The following is a 26,970-nucleotide window of genomic DNA, read 5'->3' as shown; positions in this document are numbered from 1 at the left end:
CATTTCTGTGTTTTTAGCCGCCGCGAGCACCTCGCGGCAGCCATTTCCAGCATTACGGGCGCACCTCTCCTGCATTCGTCAGTAAATGTCGGCGCGCCATCCACAGATTTGACAGCGCGAATAAAGTCACCAGTTGCGCCGTGTTTTTGACCAGGCCACGGAAGCGCGTCTTCACATAACCGAACTGACGCTTGATCACCCGAAACGGATGCTCGACCTTGGCTCGCAGTTGGGCCTTGGCCTTCTCGATTTTGCGCTTGGCTTTGTACAGCGCGCTGCGCTTACCGAGTTTCTTGTAAGTGCTACGCCGTGCTGCAACCTGCCAGATCACTTGACGGCCCTCATGCTCGGGGCGCTTCTCGACACCGGTATATCCGGCATCGGCCCCCACCATGTTTTCCTCGCCGTGCAGCAGCTTATCGACCTGGGTGACATCCGCCACGTTGGCGGCAGTACCCACCACGCTGTGCACCAAGCCAGACTCGTCATCCACCCCGATGTGCGCCTTCATGCCGAAGTAATACTGATTGCCTTTCTTGGTTGAGTGCATCTCAGGGTCACGCTTAGCGTTCTTGTTCTTGGTTGAACTCGGCGCGTTGATCAGCGTGGCATCGACGATGGTGCCTTGGCGCAGCGACAAACCACGGTCACCCAGGTAGCCATTGATCACGGCCAGGATGCCGGCAGCCAGTTCGTGTTTTTCCAGCAAACGGCGGAAGTTGAGGATGGTGGTTTCGTCAGGAATGCGCTCCAGAGTCAGCCCGGCAAACTGGCGTAGGATGGTGGTCTCGTACAGCGCCTCTTCCATCGCCGGATCGCTGTAACCGAACCAGTTTTGCATCAGATGCACTCGCAGCATCGCCATCAGCGGATAGGACGGTCGGCCGCCTTCACCCTTTGGATAATGCGGCTCGATCAAAGCGATCAACCCTTTCCATGGCACTACCCGATCCATCTCGATCAGGAACAATTCTTTGCGGGTCTGCTTGCGCTTGCCGGCGTACTCGGCGTCGGCGAAGGTCATCTGCTTCATCGGAAAACTCGGCGGGTGGAGTGCGGATATTTTGCCAAAATCAGGAAGTCTTTTTCAGACCATCCTTAGCGGATAACAGAAATAATGCAGGCCAAAGATCAGCAGCCCCATGGGGCTGGGTTCGTCCTGCAACGTCATCATCGCCAGTAACCCCAGATAAAGCAGGGCCAGGATGCCGCCGTAGAGCGCCAGCAGGCGGCGACGTTCGCCTTGCCGGGGACGGCGTTGGTTGCGCCAGATAAACCACAGGGCCATGCCCGCGGCCACGACGCTGGCAATCAGCAGGGTCGCGAGTGGCCCGCCGAGTTTGACCCAGGTGCGCAGCAGCAGGTTGAGCGCGATCACCGCCAGCACACCAGCCAGGGCCAGGCGGGTGACCGGAACGCTGTTGGGGCTTGGTTCGCGCATGGGGTGTGCTCCTAGAGGCTGCGGTTTAGGCCGAAGCGTTTTTTCAGTACGGCTTCGAGCAGCCGCTTAGGCAGCAGGGCTGCGATCAGCGGCATGCTGCGGCTGCCATTGCCCAGGCGCATCAGGTTTGGCCGGGGTTTGCTTTGCACGGCGGCAAGCAGGTTACGGGCAAAGTGGCTGGCGGGGGTGGGGTTGTCCTGCGAGGCGTTGGCGCGGGCACGGATGCCGTCGCGGATCGGCCACCAGGGTGAGGCTTCGTCGATCAGCTGTTCGGCCTGCTGGCTGGCGTTGGCGCCGAAGCTGGAGGCAATCGCGCCGGGCTGCACTTCCATCACCTCAATCGAGAAGGGCACCAGCTCCAGGCGCAGGGCATCGGTCAGCGCATGCACGGCAGCTTTGGATGCGCAGTAGGCGCCGGCGAAGGGGGTGACCAGCACGCCGGAGACGCTGCCGATATTCACCACCAGGCCCTTGTTCTGCCGCAGCAGCGGGAACAGTGCGCGGGTCACACCGATCAGTGAGAACACGTTGGTTTCAAACTGTTTGCGCATGGCTTCAACGCCGCCATCGAGCAGCGGGCCCATGGCGCCGTAGCCGGCGTTGTTGATCAACACGTCGAGGCCGCCGATCTCAGCTTGCAGGCGTTCGGCCAACTGACCCAGGGCCAGACCATCGTTGACGTCCAGTTGCACTGCGTGAAAGCCCGCTTCGCTCAAGGGTATGAGGTCTTCAGTTTTGCGCGCAGTGGCCCAGACCTGATAACCGGCTTTGTGGAACACCTCGGCCAGGGCGCGGCCAATACCGCTGGAACATCCGGTGATCAGTACGCTGGGCTGGGTCATGCAGCTTTCCTTGTCGCTCTAATGGGGGTAAATGTCAGCGGCTAAAGCTGCCTTGCAGGCGCTCTGCGCGAAATTCTAGTGTGCTGGCGCGGTAGCCGCTGCGCAGGGTTGGCAAGGGCAGGCAGGTTTGCCAGTCGGCGCCGGGCAGCAATTCGCCAGGGCCGCTGTACCGCGGGGTTTCATACAGGCGCTCGGCCAGGTTGATGCTGTCGCCGGGGCGGTAGGCGGCGATCTGCCAATGCAGCTCAAGTAGTGCGGCTTCGCTGCCATTCTTCAGGTTCAGGGCCAGCGGGCGATCCGCCGGGCAGCGGTCCGGCGCGTAGTCGAGGCGTAACTCGAGGTGGGCCAGGTGGCGGTTTTCGCGGCTTTCCTGCCAGAGCACCCAGCTGGCGACCAGGCCCAGGCCGATCAGCGCGCCGAGAGAGATCGGCAGGGCCTTGCTCGGGTAGCGGATCAGCAAGATCAGCCAGCTCAGTACCAGGATTGCACCGAATAGCATGGGGATAGATGGCCTTGGTCGATAAACAGACGTTCATCCTACACAAGGCCGGGCGGCTGGGTACATGCTTTGGCCCGCCAGCCCATGTGCAGGGCTGGCGGTTGTGTATCAACCGGCTGCGAGACTCAGCTTGGCGGTCTGGCTGCGGCCGTAGACATCATCCAGGCGCTGAATATCGTCCTCACCCAGGTAACTGCCCGATTGCACTTCGATGATCTCCAGGGGGATCTTGCCGGGGTTGCTCAGGCGGTGCACCGAGGTCATGGGGATGTAGGTGGACTGGTTTTCGGTGAGCAGGAACACCTTGTCATCGCAGGTCACCTCGGCGGTGCCGGATACCACGATCCAGTGCTCAGCGCGGTGGTGGTGCATCTGCAGGGAGAGGGTGGCGCCGGGGTTGACCGTGATGTGCTTGACCTGGAAGCGGCCGCCCATGTCCACCGAGTCATAGGAGCCCCACGGGCGATAGACCTGACAGTGGTTCTGGGTTTCGCTGCGCTCGTCGGCATCAAGCTGGTTGACCATGGACTTGACGTCCTGCACGCGGTCCTTGTGCACGATCATGGTGGCGTCCTTGGTTTCCACCACCACGATGTCCTGCACACCGATCACCGAGACCAGCTTGTCGTTGCCGTGCACCAGGCAGTTGTGGCTGTCATGCACTACCACATCGCCGGACAGCACGTTGCCTTGGGCGTCCTTGGGGTGTACGTCCCAGATCGAGGACCAGCTGCCAACATCGTTCCAACCCGCATCCAGTGGTACTACGCAGGCGCGGGTGGTTTTTTCCATCACCGTGTAGTCGATGGAGTTATCCGGGCAGCAGGCGAAGGTGGCGGCATCGATGGTCACCTGGCTGCCATCGATCTGGCTGCGCTCAAGTGCCAGCAGGCAGGTGTCATAGATGTCGGCATCGTGCTCTTTCAGCTCTTCGAGGTAACGGCTGGCGCGGAACAGAAACATGCCGCTGTTCCAGTAGTAGTCGCCGCTGGCAACAAACTCGCGGGCACGGTCCTCGTCAGGTTTTTCGACAAATTGCGCAACGCGGATGATGCCTTCGGGCAAGGCCGGATCTGCCACTGACTTGATATAGCCATAGCCGGTTTCCGGACGGCTGGCGGGGATGCCGAACAGCACCATTTCGCCTTTCTCCGCCGCTCGGCTGGCGAGCTGCAAGGCCGTCTGGAAGGCCTGCTGATCGGTCAGTACATGGTCGGCCGGGAGGATCAGCAGTAGTTCATCGCGACCCTCGGCGAGCAGCTGCATGGCGGCGATGGCCAAGGCCGGCGCGGTGTTGCGGCCAAAGGGCTCAAACAGAATGGTCTGAGTTTCCAGCTGCTGGGTGTTGAGCTGTTCCTGGACGATAAAGCGGTGCTCCAGGTTGCACACCAGTACCGGCGCCTGCATGCCGGGGAAGCGCAAACGCTTGATGGTTTGCTGGAACAGCGTGTCGTTGCCGGTGAGGGCGAGAAACTGCTTGGGATACTGCTTGCGCGAGAGCGGCCAGAGTCGCGAACCGCTGCCGCCGGAGAGAATTACTGGAATCATTGCATGTACTCCTAAAGCACTTTTGGTTTGGTTAGGCGTCCGGCCATGGCCGGTTATGCCCTGTTGCCCAGGCTGGTTAACAGCGCTGGGGGATCACTCCAAAACGTCTGCCACTGCAGGCGCTGCTTTGCTGTGCCGGTCATTGCCAGCACTTGTACTTGTCAGGGGTTATTCAGTTCGCGCCGGACGCTTGACCCAGACCGGCGCGAGCGTCTTGCCGCTGCCGGTGATGTACAGGCACACCACTTCGCCACGGGTCAGGGTGACGGGCTTGAGGTCGCTGACTTTGCGCTCGCCGTCGAACAGCGCCAGGCTGACCTTGACCGGATTGACTTCGCGCTGGCCGTTGGCGTCCGGTGCTACGGCGTCGACCACTGGTTTACCGTCGGCGGTTTTCAGGCTGAGGGTGCTGTCCGAGAGGTTCTGCACCCGCAGCAGCGCCTTGCGTTTGTTGTTGAAGGGCGCTTCAGCCACCAGTTTGGGCGGCTCACCGACCTGGCTGACCAGGGTGTAGAAATGCTCCGCTTCGAGTTTTACCGGCAGGCTGTTGCTGCCGACCTGAGCGCTGTAGCTGCCGGCCGGGAGAAAGCTGAAGTCGCTGGAAGCCAGCGGTGCGATGTCGTTCAGCTCGGTGTTGCCGACGCTGAAGCTCTGCTCGCTGTTGCTGGCGTTGTAGCCGCGGATAAAGGTTGAGCCCTTGGGCGCGTTGGGTGCGTACAGGCCGCCTTCGCCAGCGCTGGCATTGAGGCTGGAGAGGCTCAGTGCCAGCGCGCAGGCATAGAACATTCCGAAGGTTGAGGTGGGTCTGTGCATAGGTAGTACTCCCTGTGGATTTACAAACGGTAGGTAGTGCCGCAGTTGTGGGTACAGGCTTCAGCGCCTGTCGCTGAGGGCTAGGCGGCGGTTGCTGCTGGGGTGTTTTAGGGTGCTTAGCCACTGCGCGTCGAAGGCGCTGAGGTCGTTGCTCATGGGCAGGTAACGCTCGGGAAACTCCCAGATCACCAGCTGCGGTGGGGCATCCTGCAGCTCATCGCTTTGCAGGTACTTGAGCATCGGGACCAGTGGGCCCTGGCCGTCTTCGGCGTGGTTGCTGAGGTCGCGCTGCAGGTGCTGGCGCAGCGCCCCGGCAAAATTCCAGGCGGGGTTGGCGCTGTAGCTGGTGCCAACCAGCGCCACCGGCATTTCGCTGTCGCTGAACAACGCATCAGCCCCTGAGGCTTGCTCGGCGGCCAGGGTTGTGTGGTGGCGCAGCTGATCGGGGGGCGGCAGCAGGTGGCCGAACAGCGGCTCCAGCGGCAGAAGGCGGGTGAGGTCACCGGGGTAGGGCTTTGCCGAACTGGCCTGGGTGACAAACACCTGCGGCTCGCCGGACAGACTGATGGCGCTCTTGAGCGTGCTGCTCAGTTGCTGGGCAACCAGGTCTGCGCCTGCCGGCGTCCAGTGGGTGTCGGTACGCAGGAACATGGCGCCGCTGGCTTTGCCGGCCTGCAAGGTGCTGAGCAGATCCGGCGCGGCAATATCGGCGGCGCGCACCTCGTTGAGGAAGTGTTGGTAAAGCCCCTGGCGCAAGCTGCTGGTGAGGTTGTCACCGACAAACTCCGGGTACAGCCGCGACTTGCTCGGCACAATGGCCAGCAGTAGCAGTACGTCGCGCTGCGCTAGTTCATCGCGTACACCCTTGATCAGCGCCAGGTTGTCGCGCACCTGTTGGGCGCCGTCGACCTCTGCTTTGAACTCCTCACTCGAGTACAGCCAACCCTGCTCGCCTATCTCTACGCCAGGCCGGCCCTCGTTAAACAGCAGATAGTCCAGGCCGGCCCACAGACTGGTGCCGAGGGTCTTGATCGGGAAGTGCTCGTCGTAATGGCTTTCGAAGGTCTTTGCCAGGTCACCGTCGATGATGCTGAACTGCTTGGGCAGCTGATAACTCAGTACCGAGCGCATGGACCAGGCAAACAGCAGGCCCAGCACGCCGATAAACAGCGCGACATAGAGTGTGCGTAACGGGCGCGTCATGGTCGGCCTCCTCAGAACTGGAAGTACAGAAACGGCGAGTAGCTTTGCGCCGAGAGCTTGAGCAGCGAGGCGCAGAACAACAGCAGTAAGGCGCCGCGCGTCAGGTAACGGGGCAGGGCGATACTCGCGCCGGCAGGCGTCAGCAGCAGTGCGCCGCTGCTGGGTAGCAGGCCGTTGCCAGCGCTTGTCGCACGCTGGCGGTAGAACTGGCGCAAGCCGCAGAAGGCCATCACCGTGTAGGCCAGCAGCAGGGTGGCGATCTGCAGGTCACTGATGCTGGCGCGGTTCAGTTCACTCAGGGCCCAGCCCTGGCTGCTGAACATCGCCGGGCTGAACAGGGCGCTGTACATGCGCCAGGCCACGTCGAGGTTCTCGGCGCGGAAGATCACCCAGCCAAGCATCACCAGAAGGAAGGTGAAGGCCCATTTCAGTGGATTGATCAGCGTGGGCGCGGCGTTCACCCCCAGCGCCCGTTCGATGGCCAGCCACATGCCGTGCCACGCCCCCCAGAGCAGGAACGTCCAGTTGGCGCCGTGCCAGAAGCCGCCCAGCAGCATGGTCAAAAACAGGTTGCGGTAGGTGTTGAAGGTGCCGCCGCGATTACCGCCCAGTGGCACGTAGAGGTAGTCGCGCAGCCAGGTGGACAGGCTGATGTGCCAGCGCCGCCAGAACTCGGTGATCGATTGACTGATATAGGGCTGGTTGAAGTTCTCCATAAAGCGGAAGCCCATCATCAGACCCAGGCCGATGGCCATGTCGCTGTAGCCGGAGAAGTCGAAATACAACTGCGCGGTGTAGGCCAGCATGCCCAGCCAGGCGTCGCCGGTGCTGGGGTTCTGCAGGGCAAAGATATGGTCAACCAGGGGTGCCAGGCTGTCGGCGATAAACACTTTTTTGACGAAGCCCTGCATAAAGCGCGTGGCGCCTTCGCTGAACTTGTCGAGGCTGTGGCTGCGCTCGGTGAACTGGTCGGCCAGATCCTTGTAGCGCAGCACGGGCCCGGCAATCAGCTGCGGGAACAGGGCGATAAAGGCGGCGAAGTTGATCAGGTTCTCTGTGGGCTTGGTGTCGCCGCGGTACACGTCGATCAGGTAGCTGAGCGACTGGAATATATAGAAGGAAATACCGATCGGCAGGATCACATGGGTCAGCAGGAACGGCTCCAGGCCGGCCGCTTCCATCACCTTGTTGATGTTCGCCACACCGAAGTTGGCGTACTTGAAATAGCCCAGGGTCGCCAGGTTGCCGACGATCCCCCACAGCACCCAGCGCTGCGCCGCCTTGGACCTGACACCTGCCTGATAAATGCGCAGGCCGAAGATGTAATTCCATAGGGTGACCGCAACAAACAGCAGCAGGAAATCCACCCGCCACCAGGCATAGAAGGCGTAGCTGCCGATCAGGATCAGCAGGTTGCGATAGCGATTACTGCTCAGGTAGTACAGGCCGAGAAAAATCGGCAGAAACAGGAACAGGAATACGTTGGATGAAAACACCATCCGTAGATCTCCGTTGAGTAGCCACTCTTCCGGGGCTCGCAAGCCCCCCTTTCCCCCCGCGAGCGAGAGGTTTGTTTCACCCCGTCAGCGGACGGGTTTACCGACGTAGTCGCGTCTGGGCTAAACGCTTAGCCCGCTACGCGAATCAGCTGCCTTTGGCGTGCTTGGGTTCGAATAGCTGGCTGACGTTGCCGCCGAGGCGGAAGGTCTTGAACGGCCCCATCTGCGCCTTGTAGTCCTCGGCGTTGGCCGAGCAGCGGTAGAGCGTGCAATAGGGTGCGAGCCAGGCGTATTTGTTGGGTTTTTTCAGCTCGTCCATGTCCTGTTTCTCACCGGTTTTGCGGGCGAAGTCGTCCGGGTCATCCGCGCCGCTCAGCACCCGTTCTGCCAGACGCTGCAGGGCGCCGTGGTTTTCTGCGCGCAGGTCGACGCCGTTGGCCTGGGCGAAGGCAGCGATCATCACCAGCGGCGGCAAGCTGTAGTTGTGGTAGGCCAGGGCGCGCTGACTGCGTTTCAGCTCGTTGGGCAGGTAGCCGTCGGCATCGACCTGGTTGGCACCTACGCGAAACTGCGCCACGGCCCAGTCGAACAGGTCGCGGCGATCGGTGGCGATGGCGGTGGCCATTACCGACCAGGCGGACCAGTAGCTGTGGTTGTTGATCTTTTTCAGCGGCAGGTCGCTCCAGTCCTGCACGGTGTGCTCGGCCAGTGTGCTGAACCAGGCTTCGATGCGCTGGGTTTGCGGCGTATAAGCGGCCAGTGGCTGCGACGCGGAAAACTTCAGGCGCAGGTAGGCCGAGGCCAGGCTGCCCAGTGCCCATTTGCGCACCGATTTACCGGTGTGGTTGTACTCGCTACTGAGCAGTGCGTCGGCTTCGGCCCAGTCGTTCAGCCACTGCAGCGCGCAGGTGAGCTGCGCCGGCTGGCCATCGCGCAGGTACTGGGTGACCTGCTGGCTGACCCCGCGCTCCAGCTCGGTGATGGCGGCGGTTTTGCGGCGAAAGGCCCTTTCTGAATCGAGATTAAGGGTGGCGCGAGCCTTGCCCGAGCCTTCGTACTTGCTGCGAAATACCAGCTTGTCGGTGTAGGGCGACGGCGTCGCCGGGCAGGCTTGGGCCTTTTTCGCGGTAACCGACACGGGCGCGTAATAGCCCGGCGGCGGCACCAGGCCGGCAGCCAGCAGCGTTTGGCTGCACAGGGCCACGCCGAGTAGGCAGGGCGCAAGGATCCAGCTGGGGCGTGGCATCAAAGCTCCTGGGCGGTTCATCGAACACGCGCCGTGAGGTTGCTGGCGTCAGCGCTGGGGCGCTTGCACAGGGTGGCTTCGACGCTGAGGTTGGCCGGCATGTCTTCCGGGCTGTGGATGTCCAGGGCGAGCAGGTTGAGGTCGGCCCAGTCGGCGTCGTTGCGCAGTTCGAAGACGTAGCGGCCATCGGTAGGGGCGCGGTCACTCTGTTCCAGCTTGAAATTCTCGCGCCGCCCGGTGAGGTACCAGAGGGTGGCCTGGGCCTGATGCACGCCGGGGTCGCTGAAGGTCAGGTCGATCTGGTAATCACCGCCACGCAGGTCCTGCAGTGGGCTGTGCTCACCGTTGACCAGCACCTGATTGGCGCCTGGCTTGAGGGTGACCTTGTTGTTCATCACCGCCTTGCGCCCCTCGCAGCCGTTGTCCACCAGCGGCACGGCCTGGCGGTAGAAACTTTGCTGCGCGAGGTCGTAATGGGTGGCGAACTCCCAGATCAGAATCTGCGGTGGGTTGTCGTGAAACTCCTGGCTGGTCATGTACTGCAGCAGGGCGCTGTCGAAGCCGCCGCCACTGACCGAGCGGTTGAGCACTTCGGCGCCGCTGTGCTGCTGCAGAAAACCGGCGAAGTTGTATGCCGGGCCGCTGTTGCTGGTGCCGACAAGGGCAATCTGCGGGTCGGCTTCGTCGCCGAACAGGCTGTCGCTGTCGGCCTCGCCCTGCATGGCGGTCTCGAAACGCGGCACGTATTCGGTGGCGTAGCTGATGCCGCAGAAGTGGGTCGCGGTCTTGTGCAGGGTGCCGGCTTTGGGCAGCAGGCCAGTAATGTTGCTTTCAAACTGCTGCTGGGGAATTTCGTCGAACCCCGGAATCTGCTTGAGCGTTGCGGCCACCAGCTTGGCGGTGCGATCAGCCCCGGCTGGCGTCCAGTGGTGGTCGGCCTTGAAGTAGTAGTCGGTGTCCACGCCCCGTTCATCGAACAACGGCGACAGGTCGGGGGTCCATATGCCTGCCTGGCGAAAGCTTGCGATGGCCTTGAGGTAGTTCTGCTTGGCCAGCTCGAAGTTGAACTTGGCTTTTTCCTCGGCGGTGAGCTTTTCGCGGTTTACCAGGCCGCGCGTCGGTTGATAAACGATCACCAATTCCACGCCTTTGCGCTTGAGCGCATCACGCAGCCGCTTGAACTGCCGGTAGCCGGCGGGCGTGGTGCCAAAGTCGGTGCGCAGGTCATAGCGGCTGCGAAACAGCCAGTCACCTTCGCCCTGCACCAGGGCGGTGAAAAAACTCAGGTATTTGCTGTTGTACTGGCTGGGGGCCTGGGCGGCGGGGCACAGTGGACCGACCCGTTGCACCTGGTACTGCGGCTCGGCCTGTACGGCAGCGGTGGCACCCAGCAGGGTGCAGGCAAGGGCCAGTTGGCGGAGTTTGAAAGGCTGTGTGTTCACGTTGTCGTTCCTCAATCCTGGAGTTCGGCCTGGCGTTCCACGGGGTCGATCAGCACGGCCAGTTGGCGGCGCACCATCAGGTCGAGGATTTCTTCCTGCTTGTCACCGAGGATGCCGCTGAAACTGATGCCGATGCTTTTGCTCGGCGCGAGCATTTCCACGCGGTACAGCTCAACCGACAGCGGTGAGTCGATGGACAGCGGGCCGGAACCGTTGGCCGCGAGGGTGCCGCCGACCACGATCATCGAGACCTCGGTGTCGAAGGGGTCGAGTTGGATATTGCGGTCGGTGTCGGAGAGGTCCTTGATGTGCCCGTAGACGCCGGTCAGGCCGTTGGCCGCGGCGATGTTCTCGTACAGACGAATGTTGGTGCTGTTGCGCAGGCGAATGCCGTGGCGGGCATTGTTCAGGACCTGGTTGCCCCACAGCAGGTTGTCCGAGCTTTCATAGAGGGTGATGCCGTCCGCGTGGTTGTCGTACACCTGGTTGTAGGCCACCAGGTTGTTCACGCTATTACGGTCGATCACGATGCCGGAGAGCTTGTTGTCGTAGCTCTTGTTATTGAAGATCCAGCTGTCGTCGACCTCGCGGGAGATGATGATGTCGTGCTTCTTGCGGGTGCCGTGCACGCTGTTCTCGGCGATGATCAGGCCGTGGGAACGGTCATGCGGGTCAATGCCGTAGACGATGTTGTCGCGATAGGTGTTGCCCTTGATCACCACGTTTTCGGCTTCATAGCAGTAGAAACCGTACCAGTGGTCGACGAACTCCGAATCGATCAGCCAGCCAGTCGGCTCCGGGCGTTGCAGGCGGGCCTGCATGCCCGGGGTGTACTGGGTGATGCTGACGCCGTAGGACTTGCTGGTGTTGTAACCCAGGCTCGTGAATACGCTGGAGGCGATATACAGCTCGCTGCCGCCCCAGGACACCAGAAAGGGGCGGGACTCATCGGCGCTGCGAAAGCTCGCCGGGGCGTTGTCCGCTTCACGCCAGGCGGTGAGGCGGGTGTGAGTGAAAAACAGCTGGCCATCATTGACCATAAAGCTGCCGCGCTCCTGGGACAGGCGCAGCTCTTTGGTGTCTTTGCCCACGTGCAGGGTCGCGCCCTGGGCCACCACGATGGGCAGGCGCGCCAGGTAGACGCCCGGTTCAACTTCGCTGAACTGACTGTGCGGCAGGCTGCGCGCGAGATCCTTGGGCGTTACGTAACCGCCTTCGATAAAGATCGCATGGGGCATGCCGTTCTGCCGCGTGACCCACTCGCGTATGCGCTCGTTACCGCCGATAAAGTCCTTCAGCACATCCTGCTGCAGCATGCGCCGTACCACCACCTTGCCGCCGGGTGTGCGCCTGATCTTGGCCTCGACGGCCGCAGTGGTGTAGGCGCTGAGGTCGGGCAGTTGCGGTGGGTCCAGGTGCAGCTCGGCAATCGGCGCGCTGGTTACCGTGTAATTCTGCGTCGGTGTGACTTGTTTCTGTGCTTCACCGGCCGCTGCCGTGGCTATCCAGGGTGCGGCCGGTTGCAGCGCGCCGAGCAGCAGGCCGCTGCACAGCAGGGCAATGCCGATGGCGCGTTTGAGAGTGCTGGGGCGTGGCGTCATGGCGCGGGGTCCTTAGAATTTCCAGATGACATCGATAAAGGCCCGATGCATCAGCGAGTCGGTGTCGCTGCCGTAGGCATCGCCAGGCTTGAATACGCCGCCACGGAAACGCACCAGAGCTGCCGGCTCGTCGATGGCCTCGCTCATCGCCGCAGGCAGCAGGCCTTGCTTGAAGTACTTGGTGACGACCAGATCCAGCTCCTGGCCGAGCGCCTTCTCACCGTCCACCAGGGCTACTTGCGGGGCAGGGCTGAGATCGGCGAGTGGGTCATCGAAACGTGCGTTGATACCGCTGCGGCCGATCTGCTGGTGCGCATCGACGCGCCAGAAGTGGTGGTAGACCAGGCTGGCGTCGTAGTCGTCGGCCAGCTGCCAGGAGCCGAACAGGGTGGCGGCCTGCAGGTTGCTCAGCTCGCCGCGGAAGGCCTCGCCGAAGCGCTGCACACTGCTGCGGGTGCCGGTAAAGGTGGAGCGGTTGCTGTGCAGGCCGGTCTGCCGGTAGTTGCCGTTCCCCGTGCCGTCGGCATCGCCGCCGCCACTGCCACGGGCGTAGGCCGCACCAATTTGCCAGTGGCGATCAAGGCGCAGACGCAAGCCCAGGTCGGTGGTCCAGGCACTCAGATGATTGCTGTTCTGACCGCCGGCAACGCTGTCATCCAGGCTGCTGTTGAGGCTGTTGAGGCTGTTGCGCTCGCCCGTCAGCGAGGTGAGGCTGGCCCAGTAGTTGATGCGCTGCTGGTTACGAAAGTTGTACGCATCGCTGTGCGCATGCAGGCCCAGCCAGGTGAGGTTGCCGTTGGCGCGTTTGTCCAGCGCGTCGATGGGCTGATTGGGGTCGGCCAGCGAGCTGTCGTCGCGTGAGTGATGCGCGCGAAAACCGAGCCAGTGCCCTGGCTGCCACTGAGCGGCTATATCGCCGTACAGGTGCAGACGATCCTCGTCTTCCGGGGCCAGTTCGTCGAGGTCGGTGCGGTACTCACTGAAGCGCTGGGCCGCGCCCAGGCTGGCCTGCAGCAGGGTGGTGTCGAAGGTCCAGTTCAGCGCTTCGATATTGCTGTCGCGCCATTGCCCGTCTTCGTTGTGCAGGCGCTGGCGTCCCAGGCGCAGGTGTTCGCCGGGGTAGTCGGTGAGCCCTGCGTAGTCGACCCAGAATTCGCGCAGTGCCAGGTAGTTCTTCTTGCGGGTTCGGCCATCGGTCTGGACGGATTCCGGTTGGTCTGCGGACGATTCCAGGGTATCGGTCTGGATGATGTCGCTGGCCATTACCGCCTGACCCATGGCGAAGGCACTCCAGTCACCTCGTTGCGCGCGCAGCCAGGGGCGCAGGTCGAGGGCGATGCCGTTGGCGTCGCCGCCACCGCGGGTGCCGAGGTCGCGGTCTTCTTCCGATTGCGCGGTGATCTTGATGTCGGCACCAAAATGTATGGCGTCCATCTGCACGGCCCAGGCGGAGCTGGCGCAGAGCATGGACAGGCCGATACCGAGGCTGATCGGGTTGAGTTGCAGCAAGGCACGGCGCGTCATGGGTTAAGCACCTGTGCCGTGGTTTGCGTTTGCGCTTGCCAGGCTGTGCCGCGCAACTGGCGCTCGTCGGCGAGTAATTGCTGCGCTCTGGCGCGCTCGCTGGGGCTCAGTTGCTGTTCGCAGCTGCGCGCTAGCTCGCTGGCCTGCGGGGGGTTCTTCGGCAGGGCCAGCTGGCTGAAGACAAAGGCATTGACCGGGTCTGGCTGGATGCCTTTGCCCTGCGAATACATCTGCGCGAGGGCGAAGTCGGCGTTGATCTGACCGTTGCGCGCGGCGCTGAGCAGGTGATCGAGGGCCTGTTGCGGGTAGATGTCGCCGAGATAGCCGCGCAGGTAGATCTGGCCGAGAAAGTAGTTGGCGCTGGGTTCGCTGGGCGCGGCCTTGCGCAGGTGCTCTTCGGCTTTGTGCGGGTCTTGCGGCAGCAGCTTGCCTTCGTAGTACAGGCGCCCGAGCAGTAGCTCGGCACGCGGCAGGGCGGCGGCGCGGCCTTGTTCGAGGTAAGCGAGCATCTGCTCGATATCACCCAGGGCCGGGTAGTCGTAAAGCAAGCGCGCCAGGCTCACCCAGGCTGCGGGATAGTTCGGCACAATGGCTTCGAGCATCTCCTGCGCCTGGCTTTCGTCCGGCTTGCCGAGTTCGGCGTCGGCCAGCACCTGGGCCACGGCATCCACCCGTTGCGCGGGGATGGCCGCGCTCTGGTAGCCGGCCATCAGGCGCTGGATCAGGGCTTTCTGTTGTTTGCTCTTGCCTTGCTTCTGGTACACGGTGGCCAGCTCGACATAGCAGACATCGGCCTGGCTGATCAGGCCCTGGCAAATCTGCTCGATCTCCTCCAGGTGCTGGTCGTAGTTGCCCTGGCTGCGGTAAAGCAGGATCTGCGCCAGATCGGCCTGGGTGTTGCCTTGTTGGCGCCAGGTGGTGAGGCGTTGTTGTACGTTCATATCGGGATAATCCTGTGGGTATTGCAGGTACAGCATCACCAGCGGCAGCAGGCTGGCGGGTTCTCCCGCTGCGAAGGCCTGCTCCAGTAATTGCGCGGCTTCGTGGCGTTCGGCAGGGCTGGCGGCGGGTTTGCGGGCGAGCAATTTGCCCAGCCGCGCCTGCGCCCGTGGCGAGCCATCGAGGGCGCTGCGGTAGGTCTGCTCGGCTTGCTCCAGGCCGTCTGCGGAGCCGCTGGCCAGTTGCAGGTCGGCCAGGCCGATTTGCGCGTCGACATAGCCCAGCTCGGCCAGCTGGCGGAAGTGCTGCTCGGCGGTGGCGTGGTCGCCCTGCTTCAGCGCTTCTACGGCCAGACGCTGGTCAGGCAGGTTGGCGCAGGCGCTCAGGCCCAGCGCCAGGGTGAGCGTGAGCAGGGGCGTGGCCAGCGGACGGGCGTTGCGGTTCGACATGCGCCTGCTCCTCAGAGACCAGCCGCCAGGGCTTTGTCGATCATCCAGTCGAGCGACGGGCCGCGGTCGAGCAGCACTTCCACCGGTTGCCCGGCCAGGTTGCTGTTCAAGGTCTGCTCGGGTTCGATCACCACGCGGATATCTGCTGCCAGGCCACCTTCATGCAGGCTGCTGCTGACGATCTTGCCGTAGCGCGGGGTTTCTTCGCCGGCGACCATAAAGCTGGCGCGGCTGCCGATGCGGGCCTGGGAAAAGTTGCGGTAAGGGAAGCTCGCCAACACCGTGGCGCGGGTGTTTTGTGGCACCAGTTCGAAGATCACATCGCCCTTGCTGGCGAACTGGCCGTCGGCCACCAGCTGACGTGCCACCTTGCAGTCGCAGGGGCTGGTCAGGGTGCCTTTGACCTGTTTGCCGAACAGGCTTTCGATGTTTGCCGGGCTTAGCTGCTCGTCGTTCAGGTGACCTTTGAGCATCTCCAGCATGCTGGCGGAGAATGAGGCGATCGGCGCGCCTTTGGCCACGCTGCCATCTGCGCCAATCAGGCTCTGCACCGTGCCTTCACGCGGCATGGTGACCTGCAGACTGGGCACGTTGACCAGAGCTGACTGGGCATGCGTGACGAAGTACAGGCCATACACTGACTTGAAGATGAAGCCAAAGGCCGCCAGGCCCACCAGAAAGATTGCCAGGCTGAATGTCACCGCCTTGAGACGGCCGAGTGCACTCATGGCGGTGCCAGTGTTGGCGTGCTTGCGTGCCTTGGTGAAGTTATCGCGTTGCAAGGTGCTCAGCAGGTCGCCGGCGCCACCTGATCACCGCCCAGGTAGGCGCTGATCAGGTGGCGCAGGGTGGCCTGTTCGCGCGGCTTGAGGTTGTGCAGCTGGCAGCCGATGCGCTTGCTGTCGGCATCCACCGAGCGCACCTGGAATTCGATGTCGATACCCAGGTTGAAGCTGTCGAGTTTGAATTGCAGGCGGCCTTTGTGAAAGTCACCGATCTGCATCGCCTGCTGGTTGTCGACCACACTGAAACCACCTGCCGAGATATCGCAGAGCTGTAACTCGATACGCTCGCGGCTCTTGTTCAGGTAGTGCACCTGGGCTGGGATCTTCACCCGTGCATGCTGGCGCTGGGCCTCTGATTCATGCACCACATTGACGTTGACGGCTGTATTCATGCTTGCAAATTCCTGTTCAAAAGGGGCACGCTCGTCACACCAGCACCAGCAGGGTGGCGACGAATAGGCTGGCGGCAGAGAAGGTCATGGCCCGTGAGGACCAGGTGTTGAACCAGCGCTGAAAGCTCACCAGGCCACGATCGAGCTTGGTGTTCTGGCGGGTCCAGGATTGCTGGTCGAGACGGAAGAACACGTAGATCTTCACCAGCGCGCCGACGATCTGGTTGTAATAGAGAATCAGTGGGTAGGCCGGACCTATGTGGTGCCCGGTGACGCTGAGCAGCAGGGTCAGAATCAGTCGGGTCAGGCCGATCCACAGCAGGTAGGCCAGGAAGAACCCGAGGCCGTATTTGAGGCTGGCGATAATCGCCACGCTCAGGCCGAGCAGGCTGGTCCACATCGACACGCGCTGATCGAACAGCACCAGGCTGGTGAAGCCACCCAGGCGTTGCATGCCAAGGCGCAGGGCGCGGGCGTTCTGCCGCAAGTTGTTGCCGTACCAGCGGAACATCAGTTTGCGGCTGGCCTTGATAAAGCTCTTTTCCGGCGGATGCTCGACCGTATTGATCGCCGCATCCGGCACGTAGAAGGTGTCGTAGCCCAGGCGCATAAGGCTGTACCAGCTGGACTTGTCATCGCCAGTGAGAAACTGGAAGCGACCCAGGCGCCAGTGGTCGAGGTGATCGCTTTCTACGTCGGCAATAAACGCCGGGTCTGTCACCACTTCGGCGCGGAATACCGACATGCGCCCGGTCATGGTCAGCACACGTTTGCTCAGGGCCATCGAGCACATGTTCAAGTGACGCTGGGCGAAGCGCAGCTTGTGCCATTCGCTCATCACATAGCTGCCGCGCACCTCGCAGAACTCGTTGGTGGTGAGGCCGCCGACATTGGCGAACAACTTGAACCAGGGCACGGTTTTACGCACCACCCCTGCGCCGAGCACAGTGTCGCCATCGATCACCGCCACTACCGCATCGGCATCCGGCATCTGCCGCGAGATGGCGCGAAAGCCGTAGGCCAGGCCATCCCTTTTGCCTGTGCCAGGAATACGCACGAAGTCCAGGGTGACCTGCTCCGGTGGCTGCATTTGCGCCCAGAGGTTCTTCACCAACAGCTCATCGGAAAGTTCGACGATGGAGCAGACCACGGTTGTTGGGTAACCGCAGTCAATCGCTTCGCGGATGACCGAGCGGTATACCTGCGCGGTGGTCAGGGCGTCGATGCGGAAGCTGGTGACCAGCAGAAATACCTGGGAAGGGTCAGCATCTTTGCCGAGCTTGACGACCTGGCGCCGGAAGTAAGGGAACAACAGATAGAGAAACAGCATGCCGCGCACGAAATGCATGGCACCCATGGAGTAGCGCCAGATACCGACTGCGCCGATCAACAACAGGTAGTCGCGCGACTCGGGGTCGAACACGCTTCTGGGTAATGCCAGCGCCAGCAGCATCAGCAGTGATAAGTAGAACAGCCAGCCAGCGGCCTGGTTGAGGCCGCTTTTCAGCGTGTGGGTTTGCATAAGCATATCCATCGTCTGTGCCAGGTAGCCCTGAGCGGCGCTTGGCCGCCCAGGACTTGCTTCAGCTCACGGCTGCAGCCTTTACCAGCAGATGCCTTCGCTGCCGGCGCGCGATGCGGTCGGCATAAAAACCACCAGGTCGACCACGTGCTTGCCTTGCAGGGCCTGCTGCGCCAGCGGGGCAAAGTGCATGTCGCCGTTGCCCAGCACGATGATGTCGGCGCCATCCACCACGGCATCGAAGTCACTGCTGAGCAGCGAGGAGACGTGGGGGATCTTCGACTCGATGTAGTCCTTGTTCGCCCCGTAGACGCGGGTGTACTCGACGTTGCGGTCGAAGATGCTCAGGTCATAACCCTTGCCGATCAGCATTTCAGCCAGCTCTACCAGCGGACTTTCACGCAGGTCATCGGTGCCGGCTTTGAAGCTCAAGCCGAGCAGGGCCACCTTGCGTTTGTCGTAGCTGGCGATGATGTCGAAGGCGTTCTGCACCTGGATGGCGTTGCTGCGCATCAGTGAGCCAATCAACGGTGCATCGACATCCATGGTCCCGGCGCGGTAGGACAGGGCGCGTACATCCTTGGGCAGGCACGAGCCGCCAAAGGCGAAGCCGGGCTTCATGTAGTACTTGGACAGGTTGAGCTTGTGGTCCTGGCAGATCACCTCCATCACATCGCGGCCATCGACACCAGCCGCCTTGGCGATATTGCCGATCTCGTTGGCGAAGGTGACCTTGGTGGCATGCCAGACGTTGCAGGTGTACTTGATCATCTCGGCGACATCGATGCTCTTGCGGATGATCGGCGCATCCAGCTCGCTGTAGATGCTTTCCAGCAGGTCACCTGAGGCCTGATCCAGTTCACCGATCACCGTCATGGGCGGGAAGTCGTAATCCTTGATCGCGGTGCTTTCGCGCAAAAAACTCTGGGTTTACCGCCAGACCGAAGTCGACCCCGGCCTGCTTGCCCGAACAGTCCTGCAAGATCGGCAGTACCACGTTCTTGGCGGTGCCCGGCAGCACCGTACTGCGTACAACCACGGTATGCCGTTCGGTTTTGTCGCGCATGGCCAGACCGATTTCGCGGCACACACCCTCGATGTAATTGAGCTCCAGATCGCCGTTCTTTTTGCTCGGCGTGCCCACGCAGATAAATGACACATCGCTGTTCAGCACTGCATCGGTCACATTGGTGGTGCCGCGCAAATTCCTCGAAGCCAGCCCCTGTTGCAGCAGTTCTTCCAGGCCCGGTTCGACTATTAGCGATTTGCCATTGTTAATCAGATCAATCTTGCTGGCGGAAACATCCACACCGATCACTTGGTGACCGCGTGCCGATAAACAACCTGCACATACTGCCCCGACATAACCTAAACCGAAGATGCTAATTCGCATCGCATTTACCTCGTCCATTTGTTAAATAATCAAGTAGTGGTTGTTGGCCACAGTTATTCGTTAGTTCTGCACGGGTAAGTGCTGAGCTAATTCAGGCATAAAAGTTGGTTGGCAACTTAAAGCTGTTGCCGGCGTCGGGCTGTATAGCTTGCACGCCCGTTCTAATTGTCTTGCCAGTGGCTTTTTAGGCTCTGGCATGAGGCTTTTCAGTGAGTCGTGAAAAGTTGATAGTTCCTCCTTGGATTACTCGTAACTTTCTTGCGGGTGAATTTATGCGCCGGACAATGGGTCGGTATTAATCGCGGATATATTCATGCGGAAAGTTACATGAAGAAAAAAATCGTATTCGCTATGAGTCCGATTTTTTTCTGATGGTTCCTGCCGTTCGTCATCTTTTGCAATGAAATGAGAACTGCTTGGTAGTTGCACTTTGATAGCGCGTTGCAGTTATGTGGCGAGTAACTCGCGCGGTGTTTATAGGCGCGAAAAAGTTCCATGGAGAAGGGCGGCGGCAAAAACTGAGTGCAACACCTGATCTTTCCGATACGGTGCTGCCCCTATGTCTTATTCCGAACTCAGCGTTGAAGAGCGCGCCACTATTCAAATCGGTCATGCCCAAGGCTTTAGCCTGCGCAAGATTGCCCACCTGATCAACCGATCCCCCTCGACTATCAGTCGCGAGTTGCGCCGTAATCGAGAGGTCTGCGGTCGTTACTCGGCCCGTGCGGCGCAGCAGCAGATGAGAGCCCGGCGCCAAGTCTGCCGGCCCAAGCGAAAGCTGCTGCCCGGTAGTGAACGCTTCGAGTTGGTGACCCATATGCTGCGTGAGCGTTTGTCTCCCGAGCAGATTGCCGGCAAGCTGCGCAGCATGAACATACCCAGCCTCAGAGATGCCTACGTCTGTCGCGAGACGATCTATACCGCGATCTATGCCTTGCCGGTCGGCGAGCTGCGTAAGGAGCTGATTATCTGCCTGCGCCAAAGCAAGACGACGCGCAGGCCGCGCTCTGGCGGCGTGGATCGACGTGGCCAGCTCCCGGAGCTGGTCAGTATTCACGTGCGCCCGCCGGAGATTGAAGACCGCCTGATGCCGGGCCACTGGGAGGGCGACCTTATCAAGGGCAAGGCCAACGCCTCGTCGGTCGGCACCTTGGTAGAACGCACCAGTGGCTACCTGATGCTGATCAAGATGAACGATGCGACGGCGACCTCGGCGATGGAAGGTTTCAGCGCCGCACTCAATCGTATGCCGCTGGCGATGCGTAAGAGCATGACCTACGACCAGGGCCGGGAGATGGCGCGGCACGCCGAGATCACCCAGAGAACCGGCATAGCGATCTACTTCTGCGACCCACACAGCCCCTGGCAGCGCGGCAGCAACGAAAACATCAACGGCCTCATTCGCCAGTACCTGCCCAAGGGCACAGACTTGTCGGGACACAGCCAAGAACAGTTGGATGCCATTGCACTGCAACTGAATATGCGGCCGCGTAAGCGCTTCGACTTCAAGTGCCCGATCGAAGTCATGAGCGAAGTAATGCAAGAAGCCATGGCTATGCGGCATGATGCGCCAGCGTCAATTCAATAACCGTGTTGCACTCAGCTCCTGCAACCGCCAAGTTTCAACTTGATAAAGCTGACTGTTTGATTAGGTCGTGGCGACGGCGACAAATAGCGGGAGGCGGGAGGTTAATCTTGGGGATGGTCGCGAAGGAAAACCAGGGTGTCGGTTTTCGAGTTTTCGGCCGAAAAGCGGTAGCCCTCATAGGTGAAATCCTTGAGGCCGGCCGGATCGGTCAGGCGCTCCTTGATTACATAACGAGCCATCAGGCCACGGGCTTTTTTCGCGTAGAAACTGATGATCTTGTACTGGCCGTTCTTCAGGTCCTTGAACTCGGTGTCGATGATCCGCGCATTCAGCGCCTTGCGTTTCACCGCGCTGAAGTATTCGTTGGACGCCAGGTTGAGCAGCACATCGTCGCCCTGAGCGGCCAGCGCCTCATTCAACCAGCCGCTGATGCGCTCACCCCAGAAGTCATAGAGATTATTGCCGCGCGGGTTAGCCAGTTTGGTACCCATTTCCAGGCGGTAGGGCTGCATCAGGTCGAGCGGACGCAGTACGCCGTACAGACCGGAAAGCATACGCAGGTGGGTTTGCGCGAAGTCGAAGTCGGCTTCGCTGAAATCCTCGGCGTTAAGCCCGGTGTACACGTCGCCCTTGAACGCCAGCAGCGCCTGCTTGGCGTTGGACGGATTGAACGGCCGTTCCCAGCTGCCGAAGCGCGCAGCATTCAGGCCCGCGAGTTTGTCCGAGAGGTGCATCAGCTCGGCGATCTGCGCCGGGGTGAAGTCGCGCAGTTGCTGGATCAGGTCCTGGGCGTGGTCGAGGTGTTCGGGCTGGGTAAAGCGCGGGGTCGCAGGCGGCGTCTCGTAATCGAGGGTCTTGGCCGGGGAAATCACCATCAACATAAGCTGTGCTCCTGAAAGTCTGCGGCGATTCTAGAAGCTGCCGGCGCTTGAGACTACCTATAAGGCCGATTGAGGCGCTTGACCCAGGGGCCGCCACGGGGTTGTAGTCTGCCCAGGTCGATCTCTCAAGGAGCTGTCATGACCGCCTGCAATCATTCGCGCTGGGAACCGTCCCACGATTATCGCCCGCCGGAAACCACCGCAGAACGCCAGGCCTGGCGGGTTGCCGCGCTGACCGGGGGGACCATGCTGGTGGAAATTGTCGCCGGCTATGCGTTCAACTCCATGGCCTTGCTCGCCGATGGCTGGCATATGGCTTCGCATATGCTCGCTATCGGTCTGACTGCGCTGGCCTACCTGCTGGCGCGGCGCTATGCCCAGGACCCACGCTTTGCCTTTGGCACCTGGAAGGTCGAGGTGCTGGCGGGGTTTGCCAGTTCGCTGATGTTGTTGGTTGTAGTGGCGATGCTGGCGTTCGAGTCGCTGTGGCGGCTGTGGCAGCCTCAGGTGATCACCTTCGATATGGCGCTGTGGGTCGCCGTCGTTGGCCTGTTGGTCAACCTGGCTTCTGCCTGGCTGCTGCGTGATAGCCATGACCACGCACATGGGCAAGGCCATAGCCACGCCGCAGAGCATGCTCACGCCGATCACGATCACGATCACGATCACGATCACGATCACGCTGCAGCGCCTGCGGGCAAGGATCTTAATCGCCACGCCGCCTTTATCCATGTACTGGCCGACGCGCTGACCTCGGTGGCGGCTATCGTCGCGCTGTTGGGCGGCTTGCTGCTGGGCTGGGATTGGCTCGACCCGCTGATGGGCGTGATCGGTGCGGTGATCATCGCGGTGTGGGCCAAGGGGCTGCTGATCGAAACCGGCAAGGTGTTGCTCGATCGCGAGATGGACAGTCCGGTGGTCGAGCGCGTGCGCAGCGCCTTGGCCGAGGAGGCGGACACTGAGCTGGCCGATCTGCACCTATGGCGCGTTGGCCGTGCGCAGTTCGCCTGCATTGTCAGCGTGGTGACCCATGGTGACGGCTCGGCGGATCGCTACAAGGCGCGGCTGGCGGGGATTGCGGAGCTGGTGCATGTGACCGTGGAGGTCAATCGCTGTGCCGATGAGCACAGGGTGGAGCGGGGCTGAATGGAAAAATCTGCCTGGCTCGAAAGCCGGTGGGACTTCCGACTTTAACGGCGCTTGCGTGGTGCGCCAAGCGCTATTTGTCGCTCCGATAAATAAACCTGAAAAACTCAAAAAATACGTTTTTCTGTCATCTTTTTTGGAGTATCTAAAAGGCAAGACCGCCGAACCCTGCAGACAGGTGGCGGCCATTGGCCCTCACCTTTTTGCAGCCTTCTCAGCCCCGGCACTGAGGAGTCGGCGGCCCCTCCGCGGCGCAGACTCGCCCCTGCGTTGCTTGGCTACTACAAGAAGGTGACCGAGTATGGATGACCACGGACGCTCCAAGCCCACCGCCCCAACCCTGTACGCCCTCGACACCAATGTGCTGATCCACGATCCCAACGCGCTGCTGAATTTTCAGGAGCACCACGTTGCTATCCCGATGACCGTACTGGAGGAACTGGACAAGCTTAAAACCGGCAAACAGGGCGTGGCCGCCGAGTGCCGCCAAGCCATTCGTCTGATCGACAAGATTCTCGGCAGCGCCAACCCGGAAGAGGTGGAGCACGGCGTTGCTATCCAGCGTGACAAGAGCGGCCCCTGCGGCTTCCTCTCAATCCTTATGAGCAAGAGCGCCAGCCCGGTCACCTGGCTGCCGGAAGACCTCAACGACAACAAAATCATCAACCAGCTGGTCGAGCTGAAGTCCCGCCGCCCCGGTCTCAACGTGGTGCTGGTGACCAAAGACATCAACATGCGCCTGAAGGCGCGCGCTTGTGGCATCGATTCCGAGGATTACCACACCGACCAACTGGTCGACGACGTCTCCTTGCTGTCGCAGGGCTATCACAACATGGACGGCTCCTTCTGGGACCGCGTGAACAAGGTGGAAACCCGTCAGGACCACGGTCGTACCTGGCACCGTGTGCAGCTCACCGACAACCTGCCGGCGGTGCACGTCAACGAGTTCATCATCGACGAGCAGGGCTTTGTTGGCTGGATCAAGGGCATCAAGCACGGCGAACTGCTGATTCTCGACATGCACCAAGAGCCTTTGATGCACCAGGAAGCCTGGGGCCTGCGGCCGCGGGATATCTACCAGTCACTGGCGCTGTTTGCCCTGCTGGATCCGGACATCCACCTGGTCAACCTGTCCGGCGCGGCCGGTTCCGGGAAAACCATCTTGGCCCTGGCGGCGGCCATCGAACAGACCATGGTCAGCAAGCGTTATCGGCGGATTATCGCCACCCGTAGCGTGCAGGGGCTGGATCAGGAGATCGGCTTTCTGCCCGGCACCGAAGCCGAGAAGATGGAGCCCTGGCTCGGTGCGATTACCGACAATCTCGAAGCCCTGCACATGGACGACGAGAACACCCACGGCAGCGTCGACTACATCCTGCAAAAGGTCCCGCTGCAGTTCAAATCCCTCAACTACATCCGTGGCCGTAGCTTCCAGCAGAGCCTGATCCTGATCGACGAATGTCAGAACCTCACTCCGCACCAGATGAAAACCATCATCACCCGTGCCGGCAGCGGTTCGAAAGTGGTGTGCCTGGGTAACCTGGCGCAGATCGATACGCCTTATCTGTCGGCGCCCAGTTCGGGCCTGACCTACCTGACGGAGCGCTTCAAAGACTTCGAGCATGGCGTGCACATCACACTGCAAGGTGTGCCGCGCTCGATCCTCGCCGAGTACGCCGAAACCCATATGTAGCCCTCACTCACGCTCGCCCAGCAGGCCGTCATGGCTGCTGGGCTGGGTGTCGCCGCAACCTCCCGTCTGAATCCCCTGGCATTCACAGGTGCCGAAACCTGACCCGTGGGTTTACAATCGCCGGACACTTGCCTGGAGCCTGTCCGTGTTAACCCATCTCGATTCCCAAGGCCGCGCCAATATGGTCGATGTCAGCGACAAGGCTCAGACCGTCCGTGAGGCCGTGGCTGAAGCCTTGGTGCGCATGCGCCCAGAAACCCTGCAGATGATTGCCCAGGGCGATCACCCCAAGGGCGATGTGTTCGCTGTGGCGCGCATTGCCGGTATTCAGGCGGCCAAGAAAACCAGTGATCTGATCCCGCTGTGCCATCCGTTGATGCTTACCAGCGTCAAGGTCGAGTTGGTGCCTGAAGGCGCGGATGCCGTGCGCATCACCGCGCGCTGCAAGCTGACCGGGCAGACCGGGGTGGAAATGGAAGCCCTGACCGCCGCTAGCGTCGCCGCGCTGACCATCTACGACATGTGCAAGGCGGTGGATCGCGGCATGGTGATCGAAGGTGTGCGGCTGCTGGAGAAGGTCGGCGGCAAGAGTGGTCACTTCAAGGTCGAGGACGAAGCATGATCCGCGTGCAGTATTTCGCTCGTTACCGCGAAGCCCTCGGCCTGGACGGCGAGCAGCTGAACGCTGAGTTCGCCAGCCTCGATCAGTTGCGCCAACACCTGCTGGCGCGCGGCGGTGTTTGGGACGTGCTGGCCGAGCAGAACCTGATGTGTGCACGCAATCAGGAACTGTGCAGCCTGGATGAGCCGCTGGTGGCAGGCGATGAAGTGGCGTTTTTTCCTACTGTGACTGGCGGCTGAGTTTGTTGTCGTCGCGGCTAAAGCCCCTACCACAGAGAGCATTTGCATGAGTATTCGCGTCCAGTCGCAACCCTTCGATCCGGGTACCGAGCTCAACGCCTTGCACGCGGCCAACCTGGGTATCGGTGCTGTGGTCAGCTTTGTTGGCTATGTGCGCGACTTCAACGAAGGGCGCGAAGTCGGCGGCATGTTTCTCGAACACTTTCCCGGCATGACCGAGAAGGCCCTGGGCAAGATTGCCGAGGAGGCCGCTCAGCGCTGGCCGCTGCTGGGCATCGAGGTGATCCACCGCATTGGCCGTCTGGAGCCCGGCGAGCCGATCGTGTTTGTCGGTACCAGCAGCGCGCACCGCCAGGCGGCGTTCGATGCCTGCAACTTCGTCATGGATTACCTGAAAACCCGCGCGCCGTTTTGGAAGAAGGAAGACACCGCCGACGGTCCACGCTGGGTCGAGGGGCGCTGTTCCGATCAGGCCGCAGCGGAACGCTGGAAACAGCAACCCTAAACACCTTTTGCCAGGTCGCCTGCGCTGATTCTTCAGTCGCAGCGCTGACTGTTGCCCGGTTGACGACTTATACATTTAAGTCCAGCATGGAATTTAAAGTATAAGTTGAGGCTGGCAAATGACCCGTCCACGCGTGCTACCCAGCCATCGCTTTTCGCTCAGGAGCACACCTGATGCGCCTTTCTTCTGTCTTGTAGCAACCGTCGTTGCCCGCTCGACCTGCGCAACAATGCCAGGTGGCGTGGGCCTGTCCCTCCCTCAGCAGGAATTCACAGCATGAAGAAAATCGTCCTGGCGGGCGGCATCGCCCTGAGTCTGATCGCATCCAGTCTGTTCGCCGCAGACAAACCCCTGCGCCTGGGTATCGAGGCTGCGTATCCACCGTTTGCCTATAAAGAAGCCAGCGGGCAGATCGCCGGTTTTGATGTGGATATCGGCAACGCCCTGTGTGCCGAAATGAAGGCCGAGTGCCAATGGGTCGAACAGGAGTTCGATGGCCTGATCCCCTCGCTCAAGGTGAAGAAGGTCGATGCCATTCTGTCGTCCATGACCATCACCGATGAGCGGCGCAAATCGGTGGACTTCACCGGCAAGTACTACTATACAGCCCGGCGCGTCTGGTGATGAAGGCCGGCAGTGAAGTCGCCGCCGACTTCAGCAACCTCAAGGGCAAGCGCATCGGCGTACAGCGCTCCACCACCACCGACCGTTTCGCCAGCGAAGTGCTGGCCGCGCAAGGGGTTGAAGTGGTGCGCTACAGCTCGCAGAACGAGATCTACCTGGACCTGATTTCCGCGCGTCTGGACGGCACCCTGGCCGACGCCATTCCGGTGGATGAAGGCTTTCTGAAAACCGACAACGGCAAGGGCTTCGCCTTCGTTGGCCCGGCGTTTACTGATCCGAAGTACTTTGGTGAAGGTGCCGGCATCGCTGTGCGCAAGGGCGACGCTGAACTGCTCGGCAAGCTGAATGCCGCTATCCAGGCGATTCGCGCCAGCGGCGAGTACCAGAAGATTCAGGACAAGTACTTCACCTTCGACATCTACGGCGACTGATTCAGTCGGGGATAAAGAAAGCCGCGCAGTGCGCGGCTTTTTGCTGCTTATGTGTGCTTGGATATACCCAGTTGCTCCAACATTAAATGGCGTCCAGCCAGTT

21 protein-coding genes and 3 pseudogenes are annotated in these 26,970 nt (G+C 61.3%); 7 read left to right on the top strand and 17 right to left on the bottom strand.

Translation table 11 applies throughout. The features are described from left to right. Positions 1-52: 52 nt before the first annotated feature. The 16 genes and pseudogenes from BLW24_RS03065 to BLW24_RS02990 all read right to left on the bottom strand — a co-directional run bounded on the left by BLW24_RS03065 (position 53) and on the right by BLW24_RS02990 (position 19,138). Positions 53-1,033 carry an IS5 family transposase gene (locus BLW24_RS03065; protein ID WP_090376538.1) on the bottom strand — a complete coding sequence of 327 codons (981 nt, stop codon included), beginning with the start codon at positions 1,031-1,033 and terminating at the stop codon, positions 53-55. 54 nt (positions 1,034-1,087) lie between these two features. Beyond that, the gene (locus BLW24_RS03060) at positions 1,088-1,441 is read right to left on the bottom strand and encodes a hypothetical protein (protein WP_090376535.1); all 354 of its coding nucleotides are present in this window, start codon (positions 1,439-1,441) and stop codon (positions 1,088-1,090) included. A gap of 11 nt (positions 1,442-1,452) precedes the next feature. After that, positions 1,453-2,283, bottom strand: coding sequence for an SDR family oxidoreductase (locus tag BLW24_RS03055; RefSeq protein WP_090376532.1), 831 nt, complete (start codon positions 2,281-2,283; stop codon positions 1,453-1,455). Positions 2,284-2,317: 34 nt separating this feature from the next. Continuing rightward, positions 2,318-2,782 (bottom strand): multidrug transporter, encoded by a 465-nt coding sequence (locus BLW24_RS03050; RefSeq protein WP_090376529.1) that lies wholly within the window; start codon positions 2,780-2,782, stop codon positions 2,318-2,320. Positions 2,783-2,890: 108 nt separating this feature from the next. Further along, positions 2,891-4,330, bottom strand: a complete 1,440-nt coding sequence (locus BLW24_RS03045) for a mannose-1-phosphate guanylyltransferase/mannose-6-phosphate isomerase (RefSeq protein WP_090376526.1) — start codon at positions 4,328-4,330, stop codon at positions 2,891-2,893. Positions 4,331-4,498: 168 nt separating this feature from the next. Next, positions 4,499-5,143 (bottom strand): alginate O-acetyltransferase AlgF, encoded by a 645-nt coding sequence (locus BLW24_RS03040; RefSeq protein ID WP_090376523.1) that lies wholly within the window; start codon positions 5,141-5,143, stop codon positions 4,499-4,501. A gap of 60 nt (positions 5,144-5,203) precedes the next feature. Then, positions 5,204-6,346 (bottom strand): alginate O-acetyltransferase, encoded by a 1,143-nt coding sequence (locus BLW24_RS03035; RefSeq protein WP_090376520.1) that lies wholly within the window; start codon positions 6,344-6,346, stop codon positions 5,204-5,206. Positions 6,347-6,357: 11 nt separating this feature from the next. Continuing rightward, a complete protein-coding gene (locus BLW24_RS03030; RefSeq protein WP_090376517.1) occupies positions 6,358-7,845 on the bottom strand; it encodes an MBOAT family O-acyltransferase in 1,488 nt (495 codons plus the stop codon). A gap of 145 nt (positions 7,846-7,990) precedes the next feature. Further along, a complete protein-coding gene (locus tag BLW24_RS03025) occupies positions 7,991-9,091 on the bottom strand; it encodes a mannuronate-specific alginate lyase (protein WP_090376514.1) in 1,101 nt (366 codons plus the stop codon). Positions 9,092-9,108: 17 nt separating this feature from the next. After that, a complete protein-coding gene (locus BLW24_RS03020; protein ID WP_090376511.1) occupies positions 9,109-10,533 on the bottom strand; it encodes an alginate O-acetyltransferase in 1,425 nt (474 codons plus the stop codon). 11 nt (positions 10,534-10,544) lie between these two features. Continuing rightward, on the bottom strand, positions 10,545-12,134 hold the full coding sequence (gene algG, locus BLW24_RS03015; protein WP_090376508.1) for a mannuronan 5-epimerase AlgG: 1,590 nt from the start codon (positions 12,132-12,134) through the stop codon (positions 10,545-10,547). Positions 12,135-12,146: 12 nt separating this feature from the next. Continuing rightward, on the bottom strand, positions 12,147-13,640 hold the full coding sequence (locus BLW24_RS03010; RefSeq protein WP_090387612.1) for an alginate export family protein: 1,494 nt from the start codon (positions 13,638-13,640) through the stop codon (positions 12,147-12,149). Positions 13,641-13,654: 14 nt separating this feature from the next. Beyond that, positions 13,655-15,046, bottom strand: coding sequence for an alginate biosynthesis TPR repeat lipoprotein AlgK (gene algK, locus BLW24_RS03005; RefSeq protein WP_090376504.1), 1,392 nt, complete (start codon positions 15,044-15,046; stop codon positions 13,655-13,657). Between the two features lie 11 nt (positions 15,047-15,057). Further along, positions 15,058-16,223: pseudogene (locus BLW24_RS03000) on the bottom strand (alginate biosynthesis protein Alg44). Between the two features lie 34 nt (positions 16,224-16,257). Then, a complete protein-coding gene (alg8, locus tag BLW24_RS02995) occupies positions 16,258-17,745 on the bottom strand; it encodes a mannuronan synthase (RefSeq protein ID WP_420874977.1) in 1,488 nt (495 codons plus the stop codon). A gap of 81 nt (positions 17,746-17,826) precedes the next feature. Next, a pseudogene (locus BLW24_RS02990) lies at positions 17,827-19,138 on the bottom strand (nucleotide sugar dehydrogenase). Between the two features lie 559 nt (positions 19,139-19,697). On the opposite strand from BLW24_RS02990, the gene BLW24_RS02980 reads away from it, so the two are divergent. Then, entirely contained in the window at positions 19,698-20,726 is a 1,029-nt protein-coding gene (locus BLW24_RS02980) for an IS30 family transposase (protein WP_090375993.1), read from the top strand. A 101-nt stretch (positions 20,727-20,827) separates the two neighbouring features. On the opposite strand, the gene yaaA is transcribed toward BLW24_RS02980, so the two are convergent. After that, positions 20,828-21,607, bottom strand: a complete 780-nt coding sequence (gene yaaA, locus BLW24_RS02975; protein ID WP_090376493.1) for a peroxide stress protein YaaA — start codon at positions 21,605-21,607, stop codon at positions 20,828-20,830. Between the two features lie 138 nt (positions 21,608-21,745). Here yaaA and dmeF point away from each other — a divergent pair, with 138 nt between their 5' ends. From dmeF to BLW24_RS02945, 6 genes and pseudogenes are all read left to right on the top strand, one after another. Further along, positions 21,746-22,753 carry a CDF family Co(II)/Ni(II) efflux transporter DmeF gene (gene dmeF, locus BLW24_RS02970; protein ID WP_090376490.1) on the top strand — a complete coding sequence of 336 codons (1,008 nt, stop codon included), beginning with the start codon at positions 21,746-21,748 and terminating at the stop codon, positions 22,751-22,753. Positions 22,754-23,054: 301 nt separating this feature from the next. Further along, positions 23,055-24,446, top strand: a complete 1,392-nt coding sequence (locus BLW24_RS02965) for a PhoH family protein (protein WP_090376488.1) — start codon at positions 23,055-23,057, stop codon at positions 24,444-24,446. A 145-nt stretch (positions 24,447-24,591) separates the two neighbouring features. Next, a complete protein-coding gene (moaC, locus tag BLW24_RS02960) occupies positions 24,592-25,068 on the top strand; it encodes a cyclic pyranopterin monophosphate synthase MoaC (protein WP_090376485.1) in 477 nt (158 codons plus the stop codon). Then, complete coding sequence (locus BLW24_RS02955) at positions 25,065-25,307, top strand: MoaD/ThiS family protein (RefSeq protein WP_090376482.1); 243 nt, start codon at positions 25,065-25,067, stop codon at positions 25,305-25,307. Before moaC ends, BLW24_RS02955 begins: the two co-directional genes overlap by 4 nt. A 46-nt stretch (positions 25,308-25,353) precedes the next feature. Further along, on the top strand, positions 25,354-25,812 hold the full coding sequence (gene moaE / locus BLW24_RS02950; RefSeq protein WP_090376479.1) for a molybdopterin synthase catalytic subunit MoaE: 459 nt from the start codon (positions 25,354-25,356) through the stop codon (positions 25,810-25,812). A 276-nt stretch (positions 25,813-26,088) separates the two neighbouring features. After that, positions 26,089-26,867, top strand: a pseudogene (locus BLW24_RS02945) (ABC transporter substrate-binding protein). Positions 26,868-26,970 lie beyond the last annotated feature (103 nt).

The organism is Pseudomonas anguilliseptica (assembly GCF_900105355.1).
GTDB lineage: Bacteria > Pseudomonadota > Gammaproteobacteria > Pseudomonadales > Pseudomonadaceae > Aquipseudomonas > Aquipseudomonas anguilliseptica.
This window is presented reverse-complemented; position numbering and strand designations above follow the sequence as displayed.